General features: G+C 50.9%; 16 protein-coding genes and 1 pseudogene. 9 read left to right on the forward strand and 8 right to left on the reverse strand.

The features are described 5' to 3' along the window. Window positions 1–282: 282 nt before the first annotated feature. Entirely contained in the window at window positions 283–2,370 is a 2,088-nt protein-coding gene (locus tag V5G20_RS07980; RefSeq protein ID WP_231504347.1) for a heavy metal translocating P-type ATPase, read from the forward strand. Between the two features lie 164 nt (window positions 2,371–2,534). Here V5G20_RS07980 and V5G20_RS07985 read toward each other — a convergent pair whose 3' ends face one another. From V5G20_RS07985 to V5G20_RS08005, 5 genes are all read right to left on the reverse strand, one after another. Further along, complete coding sequence (locus V5G20_RS07985; protein WP_003388991.1) at window positions 2,535–3,059, reverse strand: type 1 glutamine amidotransferase domain-containing protein; 525 nt, start codon at window positions 3,057–3,059, stop codon at window positions 2,535–2,537. 108 nt (window positions 3,060–3,167) lie between these two features. Further along, window positions 3,168–3,329 (reverse strand): hypothetical protein, encoded by a 162-nt coding sequence (locus tag V5G20_RS07990; RefSeq protein WP_003388993.1) that lies wholly within the window; start codon window positions 3,327–3,329, stop codon window positions 3,168–3,170. A gap of 12 nt (window positions 3,330–3,341) precedes the next feature. After that, window positions 3,342–4,568, reverse strand: a complete 1,227-nt coding sequence (locus V5G20_RS07995) for a Ger(x)C family spore germination protein (RefSeq protein WP_327969796.1) — start codon at window positions 4,566–4,568, stop codon at window positions 3,342–3,344. After that, the gene (locus V5G20_RS08000; protein WP_003388995.1) at window positions 4,561–5,667 is read right to left on the reverse strand and encodes a GerAB/ArcD/ProY family transporter; all 1,107 of its coding nucleotides are present in this window, start codon (window positions 5,665–5,667) and stop codon (window positions 4,561–4,563) included. The genes V5G20_RS07995 and V5G20_RS08000 overlap by 8 nt, the downstream gene beginning before the upstream one ends. Beyond that, entirely contained in the window at window positions 5,664–7,250 is a 1,587-nt protein-coding gene (locus tag V5G20_RS08005) for a spore germination protein (RefSeq protein ID WP_003388996.1), read from the reverse strand. The genes V5G20_RS08000 and V5G20_RS08005 overlap by 4 nt, the downstream gene beginning before the upstream one ends. A 209-nt stretch (window positions 7,251–7,459) precedes the next feature. Here V5G20_RS08005 and V5G20_RS08010 point away from each other — a divergent pair, with 209 nt between their 5' ends. The 3 genes from V5G20_RS08010 (at window position 7,460) to V5G20_RS08020 (ending at window position 12,015) form a co-directional block, all read left to right on the forward strand. Further along, entirely contained in the window at window positions 7,460–9,106 is a 1,647-nt protein-coding gene (locus V5G20_RS08010) for a dynamin family protein (RefSeq protein ID WP_338463327.1), read from the forward strand. 9 nt (window positions 9,107–9,115) lie between these two features. Continuing rightward, window positions 9,116–11,089, forward strand: coding sequence for a dynamin family protein (locus V5G20_RS08015; protein WP_171506073.1), 1,974 nt, complete (start codon window positions 9,116–9,118; stop codon window positions 11,087–11,089). Window positions 11,090–11,289: 200 nt separating this feature from the next. Further along, window positions 11,290–12,015 (forward strand): hypothetical protein, encoded by a 726-nt coding sequence (locus tag V5G20_RS08020; RefSeq protein ID WP_003388999.1) that lies wholly within the window; start codon window positions 11,290–11,292, stop codon window positions 12,013–12,015. Between the two features lie 1,015 nt (window positions 12,016–13,030). On the opposite strand, the pseudogene V5G20_RS08025 reads toward V5G20_RS08020, so the two are convergent. The 3 genes and pseudogenes from V5G20_RS08025 to V5G20_RS08035 form a co-directional block, all read right to left on the reverse strand. Continuing rightward, window positions 13,031–13,150 (reverse strand): annotated as a pseudogene (locus tag V5G20_RS08025) (N-acetyltransferase); the annotation flags it as partial. Between the two features lie 73 nt (window positions 13,151–13,223). Then, window positions 13,224–14,690 (reverse strand): sodium/proline symporter PutP, encoded by a 1,467-nt coding sequence (putP, locus tag V5G20_RS08030; RefSeq protein ID WP_003389001.1) that lies wholly within the window; start codon window positions 14,688–14,690, stop codon window positions 13,224–13,226. Between the two features lie 360 nt (window positions 14,691–15,050). Then, on the reverse strand, window positions 15,051–15,533 hold the full coding sequence (locus V5G20_RS08035; protein ID WP_003389004.1) for a hypothetical protein: 483 nt from the start codon (window positions 15,531–15,533) through the stop codon (window positions 15,051–15,053). 265 nt (window positions 15,534–15,798) lie between these two features. Here V5G20_RS08035 and V5G20_RS08040 point away from each other — a divergent pair, with 265 nt between their 5' ends. From V5G20_RS08040 to V5G20_RS08060, 5 genes are all read left to right on the forward strand, one after another. Further along, the gene (locus V5G20_RS08040) at window positions 15,799–16,008 is read left to right on the forward strand and encodes a cold shock domain-containing protein (RefSeq protein WP_003389005.1); all 210 of its coding nucleotides are present in this window, start codon (window positions 15,799–15,801) and stop codon (window positions 16,006–16,008) included. Between the two features lie 210 nt (window positions 16,009–16,218). Continuing rightward, window positions 16,219–17,013, forward strand: coding sequence for a thymidylate synthase (locus tag V5G20_RS08045; protein ID WP_003389006.1), 795 nt, complete (start codon window positions 16,219–16,221; stop codon window positions 17,011–17,013). Between the two features lie 30 nt (window positions 17,014–17,043). Beyond that, the gene (locus tag V5G20_RS08050; RefSeq protein WP_251247143.1) at window positions 17,044–17,520 is read left to right on the forward strand and encodes a dihydrofolate reductase; all 477 of its coding nucleotides are present in this window, start codon (window positions 17,044–17,046) and stop codon (window positions 17,518–17,520) included. Window positions 17,521–17,635: 115 nt separating this feature from the next. Continuing rightward, window positions 17,636–18,730 carry a YheC/YheD family protein gene (locus V5G20_RS08055; RefSeq protein WP_003389008.1) on the forward strand — a complete coding sequence of 365 codons (1,095 nt, stop codon included), beginning with the start codon at window positions 17,636–17,638 and terminating at the stop codon, window positions 18,728–18,730. Window positions 18,731–19,055: 325 nt separating this feature from the next. Further along, window positions 19,056–20,201 carry an IS4 family transposase gene (locus V5G20_RS08060; protein WP_025845287.1) on the forward strand — a complete coding sequence of 382 codons (1,146 nt, stop codon included), beginning with the start codon at window positions 19,056–19,058 and terminating at the stop codon, window positions 20,199–20,201. The last annotated feature ends 35 nt before the right edge of the window (window positions 20,202–20,236 follow it).

Raw genomic sequence — 20,236 nt, forward strand, 5'->3', positions numbered from 1 at the left:
ATGAACAATTAATCATATGTTGGGGTGTTGGAGATGTCCAGAAAACCTGGTTGTTGTGAGCCCCTGGTCCAGTCAGAGACGCTTGTCAAGGCAGTCTCACACGGAAGTGAAGCCGCTCCAGGCTCACAGTCTGCCTCATGCTGCAGTTCACATAGTCATTCGCACAGTCATCACGATGGGCATCATCATCATATGCACGATGGGGAAAAAGGTCCGGATGCCGCGGTAGCATCGGCCGATATCCAGGGGGACGGGCAGCGAACTGTCTTTCGCATCAGCGGCATGGATTGCGCAGACTGTGCCCGCGGCCTGGAAAAAAAGGTAGGGGCGCTCGCGTCTGTCTCTCAAGTGGTGGTCAACTTCGGCGCTGCCAAAATGACTGTGCTGCACGAAGAGAACGCTGAGGAGGCGATTGTTCGGACAGTCAAACAGGCCGGTTATGACGCGGTACTGGAGAAGGACAAGAAGCAGCTGGAAAACAAGAGCTTCTGGCAGCAAAACAAGAAGGCGTGGTCGACGCTGATCTCCGGTTCCATTTTTCTCGTGGCGTGGACGCTTGATCTATGGGCCGGGATTCCGGAGACCGTCATCACCTTGCTGTATGCGGCAACGATTGTCATCGGCGGCTTTCGCATTGCCAAGAGCGGGATATACGGCTTGAAGTCCAGGACGCTTGGCATCGATTTTTTGATGACGATTGCCGTTCTCGGCGCTGCGGCTATTGGTGAATGGGCAGAGGGGGCGGCTGTTGTCTTCCTGTTTTCACTTGGGGAGACACTGGAGGCGTATACGATGGATCGGACGCGTCAGTCTCTCCGCAGCCTGATGAAGCTGGCGCCGGAGGAAGCGGCCGTCATAAGGGAGGGGCGGGAAGTAAGACTTCCTGTCGAGTCGATCCATGTAGGGGAGATCGTCCTCGTCAGGCCCGGCGAGAAGATCGCGATGGACGGTACGGTCATCGAGGGTGTTTCCACGGTCAATCAGGCCCCGATCACAGGAGAATCCGTGCCGGTCGAAAAGAACGCAGGTGACGACGTCTTTGCGGGCACGATCAACGAGCAGGGCGCGCTGAAGATCAAGGTAACAAGGCGATTTGAGGAGAATACCTTGTCCAAAATCGTCCATCTGGTGGAAGAAGCGCAGGCGCAAAAAGCTCCATCGCAGCGGTTTGTGGATGTGTTTTCCCAGTATTATACGCCGGCAGTGATCGTGGTCGCCGCTTTGATCGCCGTCGTTCCCCCTTTGTTTCTGCAGGAGCCGTTTGAGCTCTGGTTTTACCGGGCACTGATGATGCTGGTAGTGGCTTGCCCGTGTGCGCTCGTCATTTCCACGCCTGTTTCCATCGTGTCTGCGATTGGCAACGCAGCCAAACACGGCATTTTGATCAAAGGCGGGGTCCATCTCGAACGGCTGGGCGCGATCAGCACCATCGCATTTGATAAAACGGGAACACTCACAGTTGGGAGGCCAGAAGTGACAACCGTCATCCCGCTGGAAGGAAGAGATGAGGCTGAGGTAATGGCCATCGCTGCTTCTCTGGAAGCGATGTCCGAACATCCTTTGGCAGCTGCGATCCTGCGGCGGGCACAGCAAATCGGAGTGAGGCCCATGCCGATCAACGGTTTTACATCAGTGACGGGGCGCGGTGTGCAAGCGACTGTGGACGGCAACGACTACTATCTGGGCAACCCACGCTGGTTCCAAAATGAGCTTCATTTTGCGCTCGACTCTGTACAGTCGAGAATCGAGGCGCTGCAGCAAAAAGGTCAGACACTGATGCTGCTTGGTTGCGGACAGCAAGTCATCGCCCTGATCGGATTGGCTGACCAGGTGCGGGAGGAGAGCGCTTCGGTCGTCGCCAAACTCCGGCAGCTGGGCATAAAACAGGTAGCGATGCTGACCGGGGACAACAGAGGAACGGCCCATGCCGTAGCGGAGCGGTTGGGGCTGACCGCGTACAAGGCAGAACTGCTCCCGGCCGACAAGCTTTCTGCGATTCAAGCGTGGCAGTCCACCTCGAAGGGCGTAGCCATGGTGGGGGATGGAGTCAATGATGCTCCGGCTCTGGCTGCGGCAACAGTGGGGATCGCGATGGGCGGAGCCGGCTCGGATACGGCGATGGAAACCGCCGATATTACACTGATGGCTGATGACTTGTCCAAGCTGCCATACGCGATTGGCCTCAGCAGGCGGACGCTTCGCATCATCAAGCAGAATATCGCATTTTCTCTGCTCGTCAAAGTTGTCTTTCTGCTGATGATTCTGTTTGGCTACTCGACGCTCTGGATGGCTGTGCTCGCCGACACGGGAAGCTCGCTGATCGTGATTGCCAACGGCATGAGACTCCTGCGCTCAAAGGATGGAGGATAAGACCGCGCCGCTTGCTGGAAAAACGCCTCGTATGCAGCGAGGTCGTCTTGCCGGGCATTTGGCCCATCCGCATACGATAAAAGACAGCAGCCGAAAGCAATAGCAAAAACAAAAGCCACCTTCCTGAAATACAGGGGTGGCTTTTGCCGCTTCAAAGGAATGGCTTATACACCTGCCAAGCGATCGCAAAATGCTTTTGCGTAAGCCGGCAAATCGGGCGGACGTCTGCTGGAAACAAGATGTCCGTCGACCACGACTGGTTCATCCAGCCAAATCGCGCCAGCGTTTTCCATATCGTCGCGAATGCCTGGCGTCGAGGTAACCCTGCGGCCATCCAGGATTTTTGCGGAGATCAAAACCCATCCTGCGTGGCAGATCTGTCCGATCGGCTTTTCCCGTTCGTTCATGCGGCGTACAAAAGCGAGCACTTCCGGATAGCGCCTCAGCTTGTCGGGCGCCCAGCCGCCAGGTACCAGCAGACCGTCGTATTCGTCGATGTTGATGTCAGCAAAAGCAAAATCCGCTTTTGCAGGCACGCCGTATTTGCCCGTATAGCTTTTGCCGCTGACGGGACCTGCCAGATGAACGACTGCTCCTTCCTCCTGCACTCTGTAAATCGGGTACCACAACTCCAAGTCCTCAAATTCTTCATCAACCAGGCATAAAACCTTTTTACCTGCAAGCCGCATCGAAAATACCTCCCCCAAGCGATGTTTGTATGCCATTATACATGAATCAAAATCAACTTGCGCTGTTCTTTGCAGGCTTCCCTTGCTCAGCCGGAAAAAAGGGGGAGGTCATTCCCCCTTCTGACCGGTGCTTCCATTTTTCCACGGCGGATCGCCATATTGGTGAAGCTTTTGAGAAGCCTTGTAGAACAGCCACGGGATCAAGATGGACAAAACCGCCCCGAAAAATGTCAAATAAGGCGGCAGAGTACCGAATATCTTTCTGAGCATAAACCGATCCTCCTAACGGATTTCCGTCCTGTTCACCGACCCTCCATTGCGGATGTAGACAACGGCCTTCACTTCAATCTCGCTGGAGGCAAACAGATTTCGGCCGTGGTCCCAGTCCTCTTTGAGTTGCTTCCACAGATCAGGATGGGTTTGTTTTACATATGTGCCCAGTCCCAACACGTCGGTTTTCATTTTCTTCTGCACTTTGCGGATGGCATCATGTGAAAGCCTTTCAATCTCTGCCGCGATTGTCTTTTGAAGGTTATCCATGATGCGACTCTCCATAAAGTCCAAGCGCTCGAAGGACTCGGCGATTACGCCCTCGCATTCGATGAAAAACTGAAAACGCATGCGTTTTTTATCCCGGACGTCGGCCTTGATCGTTCTTTTCGTTCCCTGAATATTGAAGATCACGAGATTGTCTTTCACTTTGGTTTTCAGCAGCCCTCCCTGGACGTTTCCCAAGAGAAAGTTCAATCCTTCCGTCTCCTCCTCTCCGAGAAAGCCGATCATCTTGTTTCCCTGGCCTTGAAATACGGCAGCGCCTGCTACTTTCACTTCATTGTTGGCGGCGACAATACGCGGGAGGACAAAGCTGAACTCGTTGATCATATCTTCATGTACTTCCCCCAAGCGAACCTCGGGGATCATGCGTGCTGTGCGGTCTGTATTTTCCGCAACAGAGTTGATGTAGAGGGAAGGGAGCTTTTCCGTTTTCGGTTTTACCTCCAGGACAGGCTTGGCCTTCCCTTTGGAGATCATGACCTTGCTGGTCCCCCTCAAATCAGGATCGCGCAAGAAGTAATCGAGAACATAAGCAAACGTATTGGGCGATTTCGCCACTTCCTCGGAGACGATGACAACCTTTAAATGTTGATAAAACGGTGAACGGCTTGTCCGGACAGCCAGCTCACGCGAGATTTCGAACAGAGAATCTCCCTCAGACGTCAGGTTCTGGAACGGGTCGCCCGTGCTGCTCTGGCTGCCGCCTCCTCCTTGCGAGTTTGAGACAAGTCCTCCCGGAACGACGAATTGATGCGTAACGAGATACCGCCGTTTCCCTTTCGGTTTGTCCGGAGCCTCCTTTTCTGCCTGTCTTTCCATCTCTTTGGAGGACGGCAAATCAATTCCAACGCCGACTACAAAGCCGCGTTCCTCGATTTGTACCTGGTCCCAGCAGCCGGAGAGGAGGGAGACGGATAATACCGCCACTAAAAGGCGAGCCGAGCTTTTACTCATCTCCCCGCACCCCCCTCCATTTGGCGATCAGCAAGAGAAGAATCGGGACCAGGTAAGTGATGAATATTCCAAAATAGACGAGCTGGTCCCCCAGCGAGAAAAACTGAACCAGATTTTGCGGCCAAAGCGAAATCATGTAGACCAGAGGGGAGATGATCAAAAGCCAGGTGAACTTTCTGACGTTCGGGAAAATCGATCCCAGGTTGAAAATCGCCAGATCGAAAAAGACCGTGCAGGAATTGAAAATCGTCATGATCCAGATGGTGAAAAAGAGCGACTCCACACGTTCGATAAACCCTCCGGGCACTTCGACGTCTTTGGCCAGTTCAATCGTCGGGTAGGTCAAGTTTTTCACCACCTCAGCGGAGAATACGCCGATGACAAAAATGTAGATCGTCAGGTACAGGAAAATAGGGATCAACAGTCCTTTCACGACGGCCTTGGGAGCGTCCTCGGCCCGGGTCATCAGCAGCGTATAAAAAAGGACGACCTCGTAGCCGGAAAACGACAGATTGACTTCTTTTGAGCCTTGCAAAAGGGCACCTAATCCGGTAGTGAACAGCGGTCTGACGTTATCCAGCTCGAGCATTTGGATCGAATAGAGCTGCACAACGGCACTGATCAGCAGCACAATCGGAAAAAACAGCATGTTCAGCCGCAGCAGGGCGATCCGTGTGCCAGCCACAGCATATTGAACGATCAGCAAGAAAGCGAGCGTAATCACTTCAACAGGAGTAGTCGTAAACAAATACTGCTTGGCGATATTGCCGAGAGCCCTGGCTTCAAAAGAAACAAACAGCAGGAAGTAGATGCCGACAAGAAAAGTAATGACCTGTGCGACGGGCCGGCTTACGATCAGGGACGCATATTCAAAAAAAGAGTTTGCGGGAAAGCGACTGGCCAATTTGCCCAGCAGCCAGCCGATCACCGAAGCCACCAGACCGGAGATGAGGATCGAGATCCATCCGTCGATCGAACCCGTCTTGGCAGCCAGAGTCCGGGGGAAAGTGAGAATGCCCACCCCGATGACGACATTGGCGACAATAAACACCATCTCTTTTTGTCCAATCTTCTGATCCGCGTAGGGTAAGGTGTTCATTGCGATCTCCCTGCTTTCATGCGGGTTTTGTCTTTCGTTTGCAGCATGTCCGGCCGTTTTTTGAAGAACGTGATAGGAGCGCGCAGGATGTAATCTTTCCAGTCGGAAACAAGCTGCGGAGCAAGTGGTGCCAGGTAGGGCACACCAATGCTGGTCAGATTGGTGAGATGGATGACGATGAGGATAAAAGCCAGAACCACGCCGTAGAGGCCAAACATGGCAGCGGCAAGCATGGCGCCAAAACGGATCATCCGAAAAGCGATGGCCAGATTATAGGAAGGAATGGCGAAGGAAGCGATCGCAGTAATCGCCACGACAATGACCATGACAGGGCTGACGATCCCGGCGGAAACGGCTGCCTCGCCGATGACAAGCCCGCCGACGATGCCTACCGTTTGTCCGATCGGCTTTGGCAGACGCAAGCCCGCCTCCTGCAGCAGCTCCATGGTGGTTACCATGATCAGGGATTCGACGGCAGCCGGAAACGGAACGCCGTCCCGGGTGGCGGCGATGGAAAAGGCGAGATCCGAGGGAATCAGTCCCGGATGAAAGGTGACCAGCGCGATATAGAGGGCTGGAGAAAAGACGGCCAGATAAGAGGCCAGGTACCGAAGCACCCGCGCAAGCGAGCCTACCATCCACCGTTCGTAAAAATCCTCGGGAGAATGAAGCATGATGCCCAGTGTAACCGGAGCCAAAAGCACCATGGGGGTACCGTCCAGGATGATGGCAACACGCCCCTGAAACAGGGCCGATGCGACTTTATCCGGACGCTCCGTGTTTTGTACTTGCGGAAACGGCGACAAGAAATTATCCTCGATCCATTGCTCGATATAACCTGACTCCTCCACCTGATCGATGTCAATGGTGGAGATGCGCCGTTTGATTTCGTTTACGATATTCGGATGTGCGATGTCTTCGATGTATGCGACGATCAGGTCTGTTTTGCTCCGCCTTCCGACAGTAGTGGCGTCAAAACGAAGCTTGGGATCCCGCACACGGCGGCGGATGCGGACTGTATTGTCCCGGATGTTCTCGTTGAAGCCGTCTCGAGGTCCGCGTACGAGACCTTCCGAAACAGGTTCTTCGATGCCACGCGTCTCCCAGCCCCTGCTGTCAATCAAAATGGTTGTATGGGAACCGTCCACGAAAAAGGCGGTATCTCCCACCAGCATGGCGTCCAGGACTTCCTCCATGGTGGTTCCGGTTTTCACCTCAATAATGGACAGCACTTCATTGAGCATAAAAGCCATGATATCTTCGTCGGGTGCCGGGATAGCTTTGCCGGCGGGAGACATCAGCAGCTGTATATGTTTTACTACCTTGTCGTGAACGAGCTCGCTGTCTACCAGTCCATCGATGCAGGCTACAGCGCAAGCCCGTCCGCTATTGTCGATCAGAAATGGACGGATGATCAGGTCTTGCGGGTTCCCCAGGCGCTGTTTGATGATATCGAGATTTTCCTGCAAGCTTTCGGAAAGCGGAGTTTTATTGGAAGCCTGTTGATCAGAATGGCTGCTTTGCTGTTTCCGGCAAGATGCTATTGCTTCGTTTTTCCATTTTTCCCATACTCTGCGAAACAATCGGATTCGCCCCCCTCCCTTACAGGAAAAATGTGAAAGTTCTTATTGGGATTTTTTCCAATCTGCAGGAAAGTATGCGGGGCTGTCCTGAAGACAGATGCGTTTTCCTCTGTTCTCAAACAGTTCCAATGGAAACTTTCGCGCAAAAGAATTGATCAACCGGGGGAGGTATGATACATTCGGCATGGTAGAGTAGGAGAATGGAGAGGATGGTACAGGTGCAAAGTCACGTCATGGAGCGGGCAGCGGATTTCGCCCAGCTTGCTGATCGACTGGAACGGATGGCGTCGTCTATTGAAGAGACAAAGGACGATGCGACACCGGGGAAGCTGCTTCAGCTCGCGGAGAAAACACGCGGAGCGGAGTTGAATATCGCATTTTGCGGCCACTTTTCGGCCGGTAAGTCTACAATGATCAATACACTGTTGGGAGCCAGTCTCTTGCCTTCCAACCCGATTCCGACCAGTGCCAATGTTGTCAAAATCCGCGGCGGCGAAAAGGCGGCGCGTGTATACACGCATAATAACGGCGTGCTGACCTTTGACCCTGACACCGAAATGGAAAAACTCAAGCAATTTGCCGTCGACGGCGATACGGTTGAGTGGGTGGAGGTCTCCTATCCGGGGACTATGCTCAATGAGAAGGCCAGCTTGCTTGATACGCCCGGAATCGACTCTACGGACGCGGCTCACAAAATAGCGACAGAGTCGGCTTTGCACTTGGCGGATGTCGTCATTTACATGATGGATTACAACCACGTGCAGGCGGAAGAGAACTTCAATTTTACCAAAACGTTGAAAGACCGCGGAAAGCCAGTTTATCTTGTTATAAATATGATTGACAAGCATATCGATTTTGAACTCGATTTTGACAGCTACAAGGAGAGCGTGGAAGAGGCTTTCGCCACGTGGAATATTGAACCGGACGGGATCTTTTACACGTCGCTGGCGGAGCCTGATCACGAGGAAAACCAGTACGAAGCATTCCGGGCGTTGCTGGAGCAGCTGATCGCGGACCGCGAAAAGCTGGTCAGCAAAACGGTGGCGGACGCTGCCGAGCATTTGATCGAGGAACACGTTCAAGTGCTGCGCAGACAGAACGCTGCCGAGCGCCAGGAGTTGGAAAACAGGCTGGATGAGCTGCAGCTGCCCGCTTTGGACAGCCGGGATGCCGGTCGGGTAAAGAACGCCTTGCAAACAGCCGAGGAAGCAGCAAGCGAACTGGCGAGCCGGGTGGACAAGGCGCGCAAACAGATGGAAAAAGAGCTGGCGGCGCTGCTGGACAATGCCCGCCTCACCTATTACAGCACGAACGAGGCAGCGGAACAGTATTTGGAAAGCCGCAAGCCGGGCTTCAAGATGGGGTTGTTCTTTTCCGGGAAAAAGACAGAGGAAGAGCGGGCGAGAAGATTGGACGTACTGCTTGCAGACTTCCGCGAAAAGGTAGCGGCCAATCTCGATTTTCACTTCAAGGAGCTGCTCAGCAAATTTCCGGAGCAATTCGATCTGCGTGACGAGGCTTATCATGCCGCAGTCCACGCCACGACGATCGAGGTAACAGCCGAATTTCTCGCCTCCCACGTAAAGGATGGGGCGAGTACCCGCGAGTATGTCATGAATTACTGTTCGGACATTTCGAACGGTATCAAGACAGAATACCGCCGTGCCGGATTGGGCTTGATCGACCAGGTAGCAGCGCTCATCAGGAAGCAGACCGAACAGGAAAGCATGGCGCTGCAAAAGCAGCTCGCGGTGCTTCGTGAGCTGATGCAGATCCACGCCCGCCTGGGGCAGCTTTCTGCGATGGAGCAGGCTGCACGGCAACGATTGCAAGCGATTTTGCGTGAAGGAGCGTAACTTTCAATCATGAACCAGCTAAAAGACAAACTGATCGCTGCGGCACAACGTCTGCAGCAGGCAAGCAGGGAGATTCAGTCAATACCGGGGATGCAGGCGCAAGCCGAGACCATGCTGGAGCGAGCCGAGCGCTTGCAGGCCAATCGTTTTACCGTCGCCCTGTTCGGAGCATTCAGCGCAGGGAAATCGTCGTTTGCCAACGCCTTGATGGGAGAGCTGGTCCTGCCGGTTTCGCCGAATCCGACGACGGCGGCGATCAATAAAATCATGCCGCCGACAGAAACGCATCCGCACGGCACGGTTCGCGTCGTGCTGAAAAGCCGGGAAGCCGTAGAGCAGGACGTCATTCGCTCGCTTGCGATTTTTGGCCTGGCTGCCTCCGATCTGGAGGAAGCGTTGGCAGAGCTGAACAAAATCGATGTTTCCAGCATCCCGCCGACGGCCAAGCCGCATTACACGTTCTTGAAAGCGGTCACCAAGGGCCTCGGCGAGATGTCCGCTCACCTGGGCGGCGAGCTGCTCGTCGACATGAAAGCCTTCAAAGGGTTTGTGGCAAAAGAAGAAAAGGCTTGCTTTGCCGAATATATTGAACTGTTTTATTCTTGTCCGCTCACCGATCAAGGGATCGTGCTGGTGGATACGCCGGGGGCCGATTCGATCAACGCCCGCCATACCGGTGTCGCCTTTGAATATATGAAAAATGCCGACGCGGTTCTGTTCGTTACGTATTACAACCACGCCTTCTCGCAGGCGGACCGCGAATTCCTGCTCCAGATGGGGCGTGTCAAGGACACATTTGACATGGATAAGATGTTCTTTCTCGTCAATGCCGCCGATCTCGCGGCTTCCGAGGAAGAGCTTGCCGGGGTTGTTGCCCATGTGGAGAAAAACCTGTTGAGCTGCGGCATTCGCCATCCGCGCATTTATCCGGTTTCCAGCCAGACCGCCTTGCTGGCCCGTATGCACGAAGCCGGGAAGCTCGCAGGCTCTGCGGAAAAGGTCTACCGTCAGCGCACAGGCACGCCGGAGGAGGAGCCGCTCGCTCCTGCAGAGGAAGCCCTTCGCCTGTCGGGCATGGCCGTGTTTGAACAGGATTTTCTTCGCTTTACGCTGGAAGAGCTGACGCAAATCGCTGTCAATGCAGCGATGGGCGAAATACGCCGGGCACACACCACCCTCGAAGAATTCATCCGCATGGCAGAGGCTGATGAATCGGAGCGCGACGCCAGAAGGCAGGCAGCCACGAAGGCTCGCGAAGCGGCCCTGGCTGCTGTGGAAGGCCTGTCGATTGCCTCGGCGGAACGCGATTTGCTGAAAGAGCGTGAAGAGCTGGTGTACTATGTAAAGCAGCGCCTGTTTTTCCGCTTTAATGAACTGTTTAATACCGCCTTTAACCCGGCCGTACTGAAAGAGGACGGCCGCAATATGAAGCAGGCGCTCCAAGGCTGCCTGGGCGATCTGCTCCGGTCGATCAGCTACGATCTGGCTCAGGAGCTGAGAGCGACGACCTTGCGTCTGGAGAAGTTTCTGGGCAAGCAGGGAGCGGCTCTCGTGCAGCAGTGGCAGCGGGACGTTCAGCAGTACGCATCCGGCTTGACGCTGGCGCCTTATCAGCCGCGAAAGGTGGAAACCTTGTCGTTTGCCGATGAGCTTCCGGTCTCTCTGGCAAGCCTCCAGCCATCCTTGTCGCTGTTCCGCAGCGCGAAAGACTTTTTTGAACAGGATGGCAAGGCCAAGCTGCGCGAGGATTTGGAAAAACGCCTGCAGGAACCGGTATCTGCCTACCTGAATACAGGAAGTGCCCAAGTAGGCGAGCAATTCGCGTCGCTCTTGACGCAAATGGTGGCCGAAGAACGAAGCCGCGTGGCCGAACAGGTAGAAGCGTACTTTACCGGCATCTTCGCCGCTTTGGACATGAATCTGGACATAGATGAGCTGAAGGCCAAGCTGGAGCGTGTGGCTTCGCTCATCACGGAAGCATAAGGTTTTTTAAAAGGGAGAGCAGGAGTCAGGGCGACGGCGCGGAAGAAGCCGTCCCCTGACTTTTTTGCGTTTAGACAGTCTTTGTAAGGTTCAATATATTAGAATTATATCAATTAAAATATCAGGTTATCTATTGACACTGTAGTATTTAATGTTAGAATTTAAAATGTTAACTAATATTGGTAATAGAGGGATTAATTATGAATCAATCGATGAAAAAAATTTTAGTTACAACACTCACTTCATCAATGGTCCTCTCAGTTACTGTTCCTGCAATGGCTTCTACAAATTATTCAGCTTCTAAGCAGATAGTTGTTGCTGCTAATGTATCTACTAACCAATATTCTGTAGATTTTATTAAGAAAATTGACAGATTTGTCAAAGTTGATGAAAATACATTTCAATTCTTTTTAGACCCAGTAGTACAGAACAGTTTTTCTCAAGAAGAAATTGAGCAAGCTCAAATTATAATCGACGAATCAAACAAAAGCATACGGGCCATCTTGGATGAAGGGTTTGAATTGATGGTAACACCTAGTGGTACGGTAAAAGCCAAAACCTCTGATTCTGTAGGAACCTTTAAAATGGTTGGAGACATAGACACCAGCAAATATTTTGATTGGGATTATGAATGGTGGGGATTCCGTTTATGGATAAGTCCAAGATTGGTCTCAGAAATTCAAGATTATAATGGATATATTTCTGGTACAGCTGCTCTTGCGACAGAAGTTACTCTAGACTTGTTGAAAAGAAGAGGTATTCCTGTCCCAGAGGATCTAAAGGGGAAACTCAGCATATTTGCGGGAGCCTTAGTTTCGTTTGGTGTCACCGCATTTTATCGCGCGTATAAAGACACTGGGGTATTTTACCATCATGGCATTATTCAAAAGGGTTTCTATAGTGAAGACAATCTTCCGGCTTTTTAACTTACAAATAATAAGAGGGGTGAGATAATTGGGGAAATTTCTTAGATATTACACAACTCAGAGAAAATATAAATTTGATTTGATTATCCTACCTCTTATAATTATTTTTGCAACATTTACATCTGACCAAAATGCATCTTTATTCAAGTACTTCATTAGTTACTTCACGATTCTGACTATTTCTTTAATAGTAACGTACATCATGTCTAGAAAAAATTAAGAGCATACCTAATCTATATGGAGGAAAAAAATCGTTAGAAAATGACTTATGGATTCTTCACCTGATGTAGTATTCATTAAGGAATCACTTTTGTTGATTTAATTGCTTATCTCTTTGATACACTCCTTCAGAGTTGATGTGATTAGTCAGCTTTGGAGGGAGTATTTTTTTGTTTAAGCGAAATATTGGGAATTATTTGTTTTCACCTTTTGAAATAGTAATTACAAAAAGAATCTTCGTCGAAATAAAGTAAATATAACAAATAAGTGGAATTGGATATTTTTGGGGGGAGTACACGAAAAGGGCAATGCTCTCAAAAGTAACTGAGAACCAACTCGTTTAGGTGCAAAATGAGGCAGATTCCCTTTAGCGTAGGGTAGAAATGCTATTTGATGTTTAATTTAGGTGTTGCATTCTGGGATTATCTTGGTGTGATTCCACCGTAAAATAATTTGCCCATTAAGAAGTAGCAGTAGTTTTCCATAAAACTATTAATTAAGCAAAGAGTTACCACCAATTTTCTTTTTCATCCTTGCTCTACCCGAGAAATGCCAGTACAAGTACAAAAGCAGTAGAGATGAAACAGGAGAAAAAAGTGAAGGGTCTTTGGGACACTGCCCAGGCTCGCATGCAAAAGCGGAACCCGAATTTGCGTCCAACCTCTGAGATGCTCCCAGAATCGGCTGCTTTTGGACGCAGGTTCCGCTTTTGTATACGAGCCGGACAGTCAATCTCCCATGCAGGTGTCCCACCGAACCCTGAGCGTTTTCTCCTGTTTCATCTCCTCCACTGCAGTCAGACCTGAGCTCTTTTCCTCGTCTCCCACTCTTCCCGCAAAATCCCCATCTTGATCGCATCGTAATACTCGCCCCGAACGATCCGCGCTTTTCTTACACGGGCTTCCTCAATCATCCCGCAGCGCTCGGACAGCCTGAAAAGCGGAGAAAGCCCCTCGGCGTACATGCAGCCAAGGGGCTTTCGGAATCATTTATTTCGTAAATTTTTGATAGCTGTCGAATTGCTCTTGGATCTCTTTCGCAGGCTTCTGTGTCAACAGGCTGACTACGACAATGGCGACCAAGCTCACGGCAAAGCCCGGGATCATTTCATAGAGGAGGTCTTTCAGTACGTCAGATTGGGTCCAGAGAATGACTGTCGCCGCGCCTGCCACCATACCGGCCAGCGCCCCCCATTTGTTCATCCGCTTCCAGTACAAGCTGAGCAGGATCAGGGGACCAAAGGATGCGCCAAAGCCGGCCCAGGCATATCCCACCAGATCGAGGATCGTGTCGTTTTTGCTGTAGGCGAGAAGCAAGGCGACCAACGATACAACCAATACAGACAAGCGCCCGACAAAGACAAGCTCCTTATCTGATGCCTCGCGGCGGAAGAACGTCTTGTAAATATCCTCGGTCAAGGAGCTGGAGGTTACCAGCAGCTGGGACGAGATCGTACTCATGATCGCCGCCAGGATCGCTGCCAATAGGAAGCCGGTGATCAGAGGATGGAACAAAATTTTCCCCAGTTCGATGAACACAGTTTCCGGATCAGTCAGTGCAAGGCCCTTCTTGGAGTAAAAGGCGATGCCGACCAGTCCTGTAAACATCGCGCCCACGATGGAAAAGATCATCCAGCCCATGCCGATGAAGCGGGCCTTTTTGATTTCTTTTACCGAGGAAATCGCCATAAAGCGGACGATGATATGAGGCTGTCCGAAGTAGCCAAGTCCCCAGGCGAAGAGTGAAATGATTCCGAGCAAGCTGGTGCCCTTGAAAATATCGAGCAGTGCGGGATTGATTGCATGGATTTCCGTAAACGTAGGACCGATGCCGCCTACGTGGAAAATAGTGACAAGCGGTACCAAAATAAGTGCGATAAACATGATCAATCCTTGCACGAAGTCAGTCCAGCTAACAGCGAGGAACCCGCCGAACAATGTGTAAGCGATTACGACAACAGCGACGATCCAAAGGCCCGTGTGGTAATTCAGATGGAATGTGTTTTCAAACAGTACGCCGCCGGAGACGAGTCCGGAAGAGACGTAGAAGGTAAAAAAGATCATGATGACCAGCCCGGATACCAGACGCAAAATGCGGGAGGCGTCCCCAAAGCGGTTTTCCAAAAAAGCGGGAATGGTAATCGAGTTGTTCGCCACTTCTGTATAGGTTCGAAGGCGAGGGGCAACATACAACCAGTTGGCATAAGCACCCAGCGTCAGCCCGATGGCTATCCATGAAGCGCTTATTCCTTGGGCAAACATGGCCCCCGGCAAGCCCATCATCAGCCAGCCGCTCATGTCGGAAGCGCCGGCACTAAGCGCCGTGACAGCCGGACCGAGCGTTCGTCCGCCCAACATATAGTCGGTCAAATTGGAAGTGCGTTTGTAAGCAAAGTAGCCGATGAGCAGCATGCCAACCATGTAGACAACAATAGAAGAAAGAAGCTGCAGGTCCATTTTTTAGCACTCCTTGATCATTTTTAATAATTGTAAACAAATTGTGAACGATTTATACTTTACCACGGTCATGTATAAAAATCTACTGCTAAAATCAGAAGATTCGATAACGTAAGCGCTTAAATTTTTTTTATCGAGAAAAGCCTAGAAAGTCTGTACCGATCATCTTGTGACAACGCTTCTTGTAATTTTTTCCGCCGGGTCGGTTTCCATGAGAAAGAGACAAAAGAAACCTGCATCGGGTACGCAGGTTTCAAGTCCATACTGGTTTTATATTCGCCCCGCAACGGTTCGGTTCGGGTCATCAGCCAAGAGAAATCGATGCTCGAAAGCAGGCTCGCACAGGCTCCTTAGCTTTTTTTACTGCACCTGGATTTGTCCGTTCGTATCCAGCGAGACGTTAAATTCCTTCACCACCTGCGGTTCCTCGCCTGGATTGTTCAGGTTTTTCTTCAGGACCTTGAATTTTCCGTCGCCGGTCAACTGGCCGGTATATTCAACGCCGAACAGGTCCGATTTGTAAAAGCTGAAGCTGGCCAGCTCCGTTTTTTGCAGCTCTTCTGCCAGCAATGTCCCGTCACCGCTGAACATCGCTTTGCGCAAAGGCTCAGACGATTCGTATTTCTGCTGCAGGTAGCTCTTCAATTGCTGTGCGATCTCGGATTCTGCCAATTGTTTCCCCGCTTCGACGACCTGCTTGCCAGCTTCAATCGCTTGTTTTCCGGTCTCTACAGCCTGCTTTCCGGTTTCTATCGCTTGCTGGGCAGTCTGTACCCCTTCCGATACCTCGGAGCAAGCGGTCAGCAGCAAGCTGCTGAGCAGGACGATCACCATTTTGCGCATGTGAGGACTCTCTCCTTTTCTGTCGAATATTTATCTTGTGAAGCTCTTTTGCGCCTGACACTCCTTTCAGCATTGTAACATAGACGGACGGGGAAATGAGTCCGACTCTGGCCGGAGATTCACCTTGGTCCAAAGGGAAAGCCGCGCTGGACTTATGCCCCTTCTGGCACACGAAAAAGCGCTGTTTCGTTGTCTCCACTTTCTCCGCTCCCGCATATGCTATGGTATGAAACAAAGCTGTTCCGAAGACAGGGAGGAAACAACGATGCAGGGGAAAGTCAAATGGTTCAGTAAGGAAAAAGGCTACGGTTTTATTGAACGAGACGGGGGACCGGATGTGTTTGTCCATTACTCCGCGATCAGCGGCTCAGGCTACCGCAATCTGGAGGAAGGCGAGCTGGTTACGTTTGAAATCGTCAATGGCCAGCGCGGTCTGCAGGCGGCCAATGTAACCCGCGCCACCAACGGATCATAACCAAAACAACACGCAAATGAAAGCCGGTTGTTCCATCAGGAGCAAACGGCTATTTTTATGATCCGCGTCCAGACTTTCGATTTGCTGTGGTCCCCTGCGGACGTTCCGCGCTCTTTTGAATTCACCAGTCCTCTGCTATAATGATGATGGTTTTCTTGGCGCGTGAGAAGCGGCATTTGTCATGACCAGATTTTGAAAACGAGGTGGCTTATGAAGGCTTATTTGGAACTGCTTCAAGATATATTGGACAATGGTGTAAAGAAAGAAGACCGTACAGGCACAGGGACGATCTCCGTCTTCGGAAGACAACTGAGAATGGATCTTCGGCAAGGATTTCCGCTTTTAACCACAAAAAAGGTGCATATGAAATCCATTATTCACGAGCTTCTCTGGTTCTTAAGCGGGGAGACGAACATTCGCTATTTACATGACAACGGCGTTACGATCTGGGATGAATGGGCGGACGAAGAAGGCAACCTGGGGCGAGTGTACGGTGCTCAGTGGCGTACCTGGCTTGGTCCAAACGGACAAGTCGTCGACCAGATTGCAAACGTCATCGAGCAGATTCGGACCAATCCCGATTCTCGGCGTCACCTCGTCAGTGCCTGGAACCCAGCCGAGGTGGAAGATATGGCGCTGCCGCCTTGCCATTACGCGTTTCAGTTCTATGTGGCGAATGGCCGCCTGTCGTGCTTGTTTAACATGCGGTCGGTGGACACCTTCCTCGGATTGCCGTTTAACCTCGCTTCGTATGCCCTCCTGACCCACATGGTAGCGCAGCAATGCGATCTGGAAGTAGGGGAGCTGATCTGGACAGGCGGGGACGTTCATATTTATTCGAACCATTTGGAGCAGGTCAAGCTTCAGTTGACGAGAGAGCCTTATCCTCAGCCGACGTTGCAAATCAAGCGGAAACCGGACTCTATCTTTGATTATAAGTACGAGGATTTTGAATTGGTTGGCTATCAATCTCATCCCGGCATCAAAGCACCAATCGCAGTGTAAGAGAGACAATTTGGGAAGGGAGGGATCGGTATGATCAGCCTGATCGTCGCCCATACGCGCAATCGCGTAATTGGCAAAGACGGGGCCATGCCTTGGCATCTGCCCAATGATCTGAAGCATGTAAAAGAAATTACGACCGGACAAACCATCGTCATGGGGCGAAAAACCTTTGCTTCCATCGGCAAGCCGCTGCCAAACCGGCGCAATGTCGTTTTGACGAGGAGCAAAGACTTTTTTGCGGAGGGCGCAGAAGTCGTCCATACCAAGGAAGACGTGCTGGCTTTGGGCGATGTGATTATTTTTGGCGGAGCCGAGCTGTACCGCCAGTTTTTGGATGTCGTCGATCGGATGTATATTACGGAAATCGATATGGAAACGCAGGGCGATACGTTTTTCCCCGAATGGGACCGGGAGGCTTTTGAGCTGGTATGGAGACGGGAAGGCGTCGTAGACGAGAAAAATCCTGTACCGCATACGTTCTTACTCTATGAACGGATCCGGAGCTAAATAAAAGACAATCGCGTAAAAAGGCGTCTGTCCCTATGTGGATATGGCGCTTTTTCCTTTGGGCAACCATAAGCTAGAGATGAGGACTTTTCCGAGAAAGAAGGTGTTGCCACAAGTGGACAAACGAATCGGCATCTTGGTATACCGGGGAGATAAAGGTTATGGAAATCCGGCTTTTTTGCGTCGTCTCGTGGAAGAGGGGACGTCAATGGGAGTGGAGGTCTTTGTCTTTTCCCCTCAGGATGTAGATAGGATATTCCACCAAATCAGGGGCTATGAGCCATACGGTGCGGGATGGAAGTGGAGATGGCGCGAGTGGCCGGACATCGTCATTGACTATTATCGCTATTATCCGTTAGCAAAGCATAGGCATTACTTGCCCATTCGAGAGGGGAGCATCTTTCGCTTTGCGAACAATCGTTTCGCCAACAAGTTCCGCGTCCATCAGATCCTAGAGCAGGAACCGGAGGTGTACCAATGGCTCCCGGAGACAGTGCCGTTCAGCAAGAAAAATCTCAGTGACATGATCAAAAAGCATCCTCGTCTGTACCTTAAACCATCAAACGGCACTGCAGGCCGAAGCATTCTGCGGATTGAGCGAAAGGGAGACCGCTTTCTTTTGTGCGGACGGACCAAAAAGCAAGGACAGAAGAACGAGATTCTGCCGAACACAGCCTCCTTGACTCAGCGTATCAAACAGTGGGTGGAGCAGGAAAAGCGGGGAGACGAACATTTTTTCCTGCAACAGGGGCTTGACCTCGGCTTGCTGTCTGACCGAACCGTAGACGCCCGCCTGCTGATTCAAAAAGACGGGCAGGGAGTCTGGCGGACGACCGGTATGGGAATGCGTGTCGGGCCGGCTCACTCCTCCACGTCGAATCTGCACGGCGGGGGTACGGCTTTGCCAGCTGGCCAATTCCTGTCCAGCCGCTTCGGGGTGGACCTGGCCGAGATCATCATACACCAATGCCAGGAGCTGGCCCTGGTCACCGCCGAGAAGCTCGAAAGCCATTTTGGTCAGATGATGGAGTTTGGCTTTGATCTGGGGATAGACACAGAGGGGCGCGTTTGGATCATTGAGATCAACCCCAAGCCGGGACGGGACATCTTCCGTAAGCTCGGGCAGCTCAGTCGTTACCGGCAAGCAGTACGCCGGCCGCTGGAATACGCCTTGCACCTTTTGGAAAAGGATTCGCTTGTTTCACAATAGGCATAATGAAAAGTAATAGGTTGAAAAAATCGTCATGGGAGAATGCAGCATGTACGGACGTTCCAGAGTGTATCAGGACGTCCGTATGTGCAAAAGATCCGTCAGGAAAGGAAAAACATTCGGGCAAAAATGGACAAGCTGTCTTCATTTCGGGACCGATACCACGCATAATTAATATAGAAAAACACACTAGCGTTGCATTAATCTTTTCCCATCATTCAAAATACACATAATCTTTGGTATTTGGTTGTCTAGGGAACAAAAAAATCCTTTACACTGGAAAGGTCAGGTAGTTCCTGTCCAAATCCAACGCAAAGGATAGCTCATGGACAAGAATACCCTATTTTCTTCATTTGGTAAATGGGTTGCACCCATCAATATTATGAAACTTCAACAACGAATTGACGAAACGGATCAAGACAAGTACGTGAAGAAGCTGACGACAAAAGCGTATCTTCTCCTATTTTTACATGCCCAACTTCAGCAACGCGAAGGGCTTCGAGCCATTGCTGACGATGTTCTATCAAAGAAATTTCAGCAAGAATTAGGACTGTCATCGATCAGCCCCGCACAGCTTAGTCGAAAAAACAATCGGGTAGAACCTGCTTTGCTTGAAGAAGTTTTTGTCGACCTTGTCCAGCAAATTCAACGCGTTTCTGGAAAAGCCTGCTCTCTTCGAAAACACATAAAGATCATTGATTCCACTACAATTGGATTATGTTTGCAAAAGTATAAGTGGGCAACCTTTCGCGAAACAAAGGCAGGAATCAAAATTCATCTTCGTCTCGTTTTCGCAAGCCAGGAGGATGTCTATCCTGAAAAGATTTCCCTAACTTGTGCCAAATCCAATGACCGCACCCAAATGGAGTCGCTGATTGATGAGATCGGAGCCATGTACGTCTTTGATCGAGGGTACGTGGATTATGAAAAGTTCGATGAGTATACCGATCAGGGCATCTTTTTTGCTTCACGTCTCAAGGATAACGCGGAAACTCGTCATTTGTATACTTTCAAAGTACCACCAGAAAGCTCCGTTTTATCCGACTCCATGATCCTTCTTGGAACGCCACAAAAACGGGTGGATAATGTGTTACGACTGATTGAAACGCATGATTCGAAAGGAAATCGTATTCGAATCATCACCAATCGGTTCGACTTAGAAGCAGAAGAATTGAGCGACATCTACCGTTGGCGCTGGCAAATAGAACTGTTTTTCAAATGGATGAAACAACACGCAAAGATCAAGACGTTCTATGGAACAAGTGAAAATGCGGTCTGGAATCAAGTTTTTCTCGCTCTCATTGCTTACTGCTTGTTGCTTCTTGTAAAGCTGGAAAGAAACAGTCAGCACAGTCTGCTGCAAATCAGTAGATGGCTCAAAGTGTTTCTCTGGCAGACCTTTGAACAATGGATAGGCAGAATGGATTACCAATCCAAACGAACATCCAGAGGGCGACAGAAAAGGAAGTAAGTGTTGTTTGTTGTTGTCGATGTTGTAATAAATGT

The sequence above is a fragment of the Brevibacillus borstelensis genome (genome assembly GCF_036700025.1).
In the GTDB taxonomy this organism is placed as follows: Bacteria; Bacillota; Bacilli; order Brevibacillales; family Brevibacillaceae; genus Brevibacillus; species Brevibacillus borstelensis.

What these genes read in the sequence shown, in the direction of transcription:
- V5G20_RS08050 (WP_251247143.1), top strand. Translation starts at nt 17,044, where the DNA reads ATGATCAGCCTGATCGTCGCCCATACGCGCAATCGCGTAATTGGCAAA.
- V5G20_RS08010 (WP_338463327.1), top strand. Translation starts at nt 7,460, where the DNA reads ATGGTACAGGTGCAAAGTCACGTCATGGAGCGGGCAGCGGATTTCGCC.
- V5G20_RS07995 (WP_327969796.1), bottom strand. Translation starts at nt 4,568, where the DNA reads ATGAGTAAAAGCTCGGCTCGCCTTTTAGTGGCGGTATTATCCGTCTCC.
- putP (WP_003389001.1), bottom strand. Translation starts at nt 14,690, where the DNA reads ATGGACCTGCAGCTTCTTTCTTCTATTGTTGTCTACATGGTTGGCATG.
- V5G20_RS07985 (WP_003388991.1), bottom strand. Translation starts at nt 3,059, where the DNA reads ATGCGGCTTGCAGGTAAAAAGGTTTTATGCCTGGTTGATGAAGAATTT.
- V5G20_RS07990 (WP_003388993.1), bottom strand. Translation starts at nt 3,329, where the DNA reads ATGCTCAGAAAGATATTCGGTACTCTGCCGCCTTATTTGACATTTTTC.
- V5G20_RS08015 (WP_171506073.1), top strand. Translation starts at nt 9,116, where the DNA reads ATGAACCAGCTAAAAGACAAACTGATCGCTGCGGCACAACGTCTGCAG.
- V5G20_RS08040 (WP_003389005.1), top strand. Translation starts at nt 15,799, where the DNA reads ATGCAGGGGAAAGTCAAATGGTTCAGTAAGGAAAAAGGCTACGGTTTT.
- V5G20_RS07980 (WP_231504347.1), top strand. Translation starts at nt 283, where the DNA reads ATGGATTGCGCAGACTGTGCCCGCGGCCTGGAAAAAAAGGTAGGGGCG.
- V5G20_RS08020 (WP_003388999.1), top strand. Translation starts at nt 11,290, where the DNA reads ATGAATCAATCGATGAAAAAAATTTTAGTTACAACACTCACTTCATCA.
- V5G20_RS08035 (WP_003389004.1), bottom strand. Translation starts at nt 15,533, where the DNA reads ATGCGCAAAATGGTGATCGTCCTGCTCAGCAGCTTGCTGCTGACCGCT.
- V5G20_RS08060 (WP_025845287.1), top strand. Translation starts at nt 19,056, where the DNA reads ATGGACAAGAATACCCTATTTTCTTCATTTGGTAAATGGGTTGCACCC.
- V5G20_RS08000 (WP_003388995.1), bottom strand. Translation starts at nt 5,667, where the DNA reads ATGAACACCTTACCCTACGCGGATCAGAAGATTGGACAAAAAGAGATG.
- V5G20_RS08045 (WP_003389006.1), top strand. Translation starts at nt 16,219, where the DNA reads ATGAAGGCTTATTTGGAACTGCTTCAAGATATATTGGACAATGGTGTA.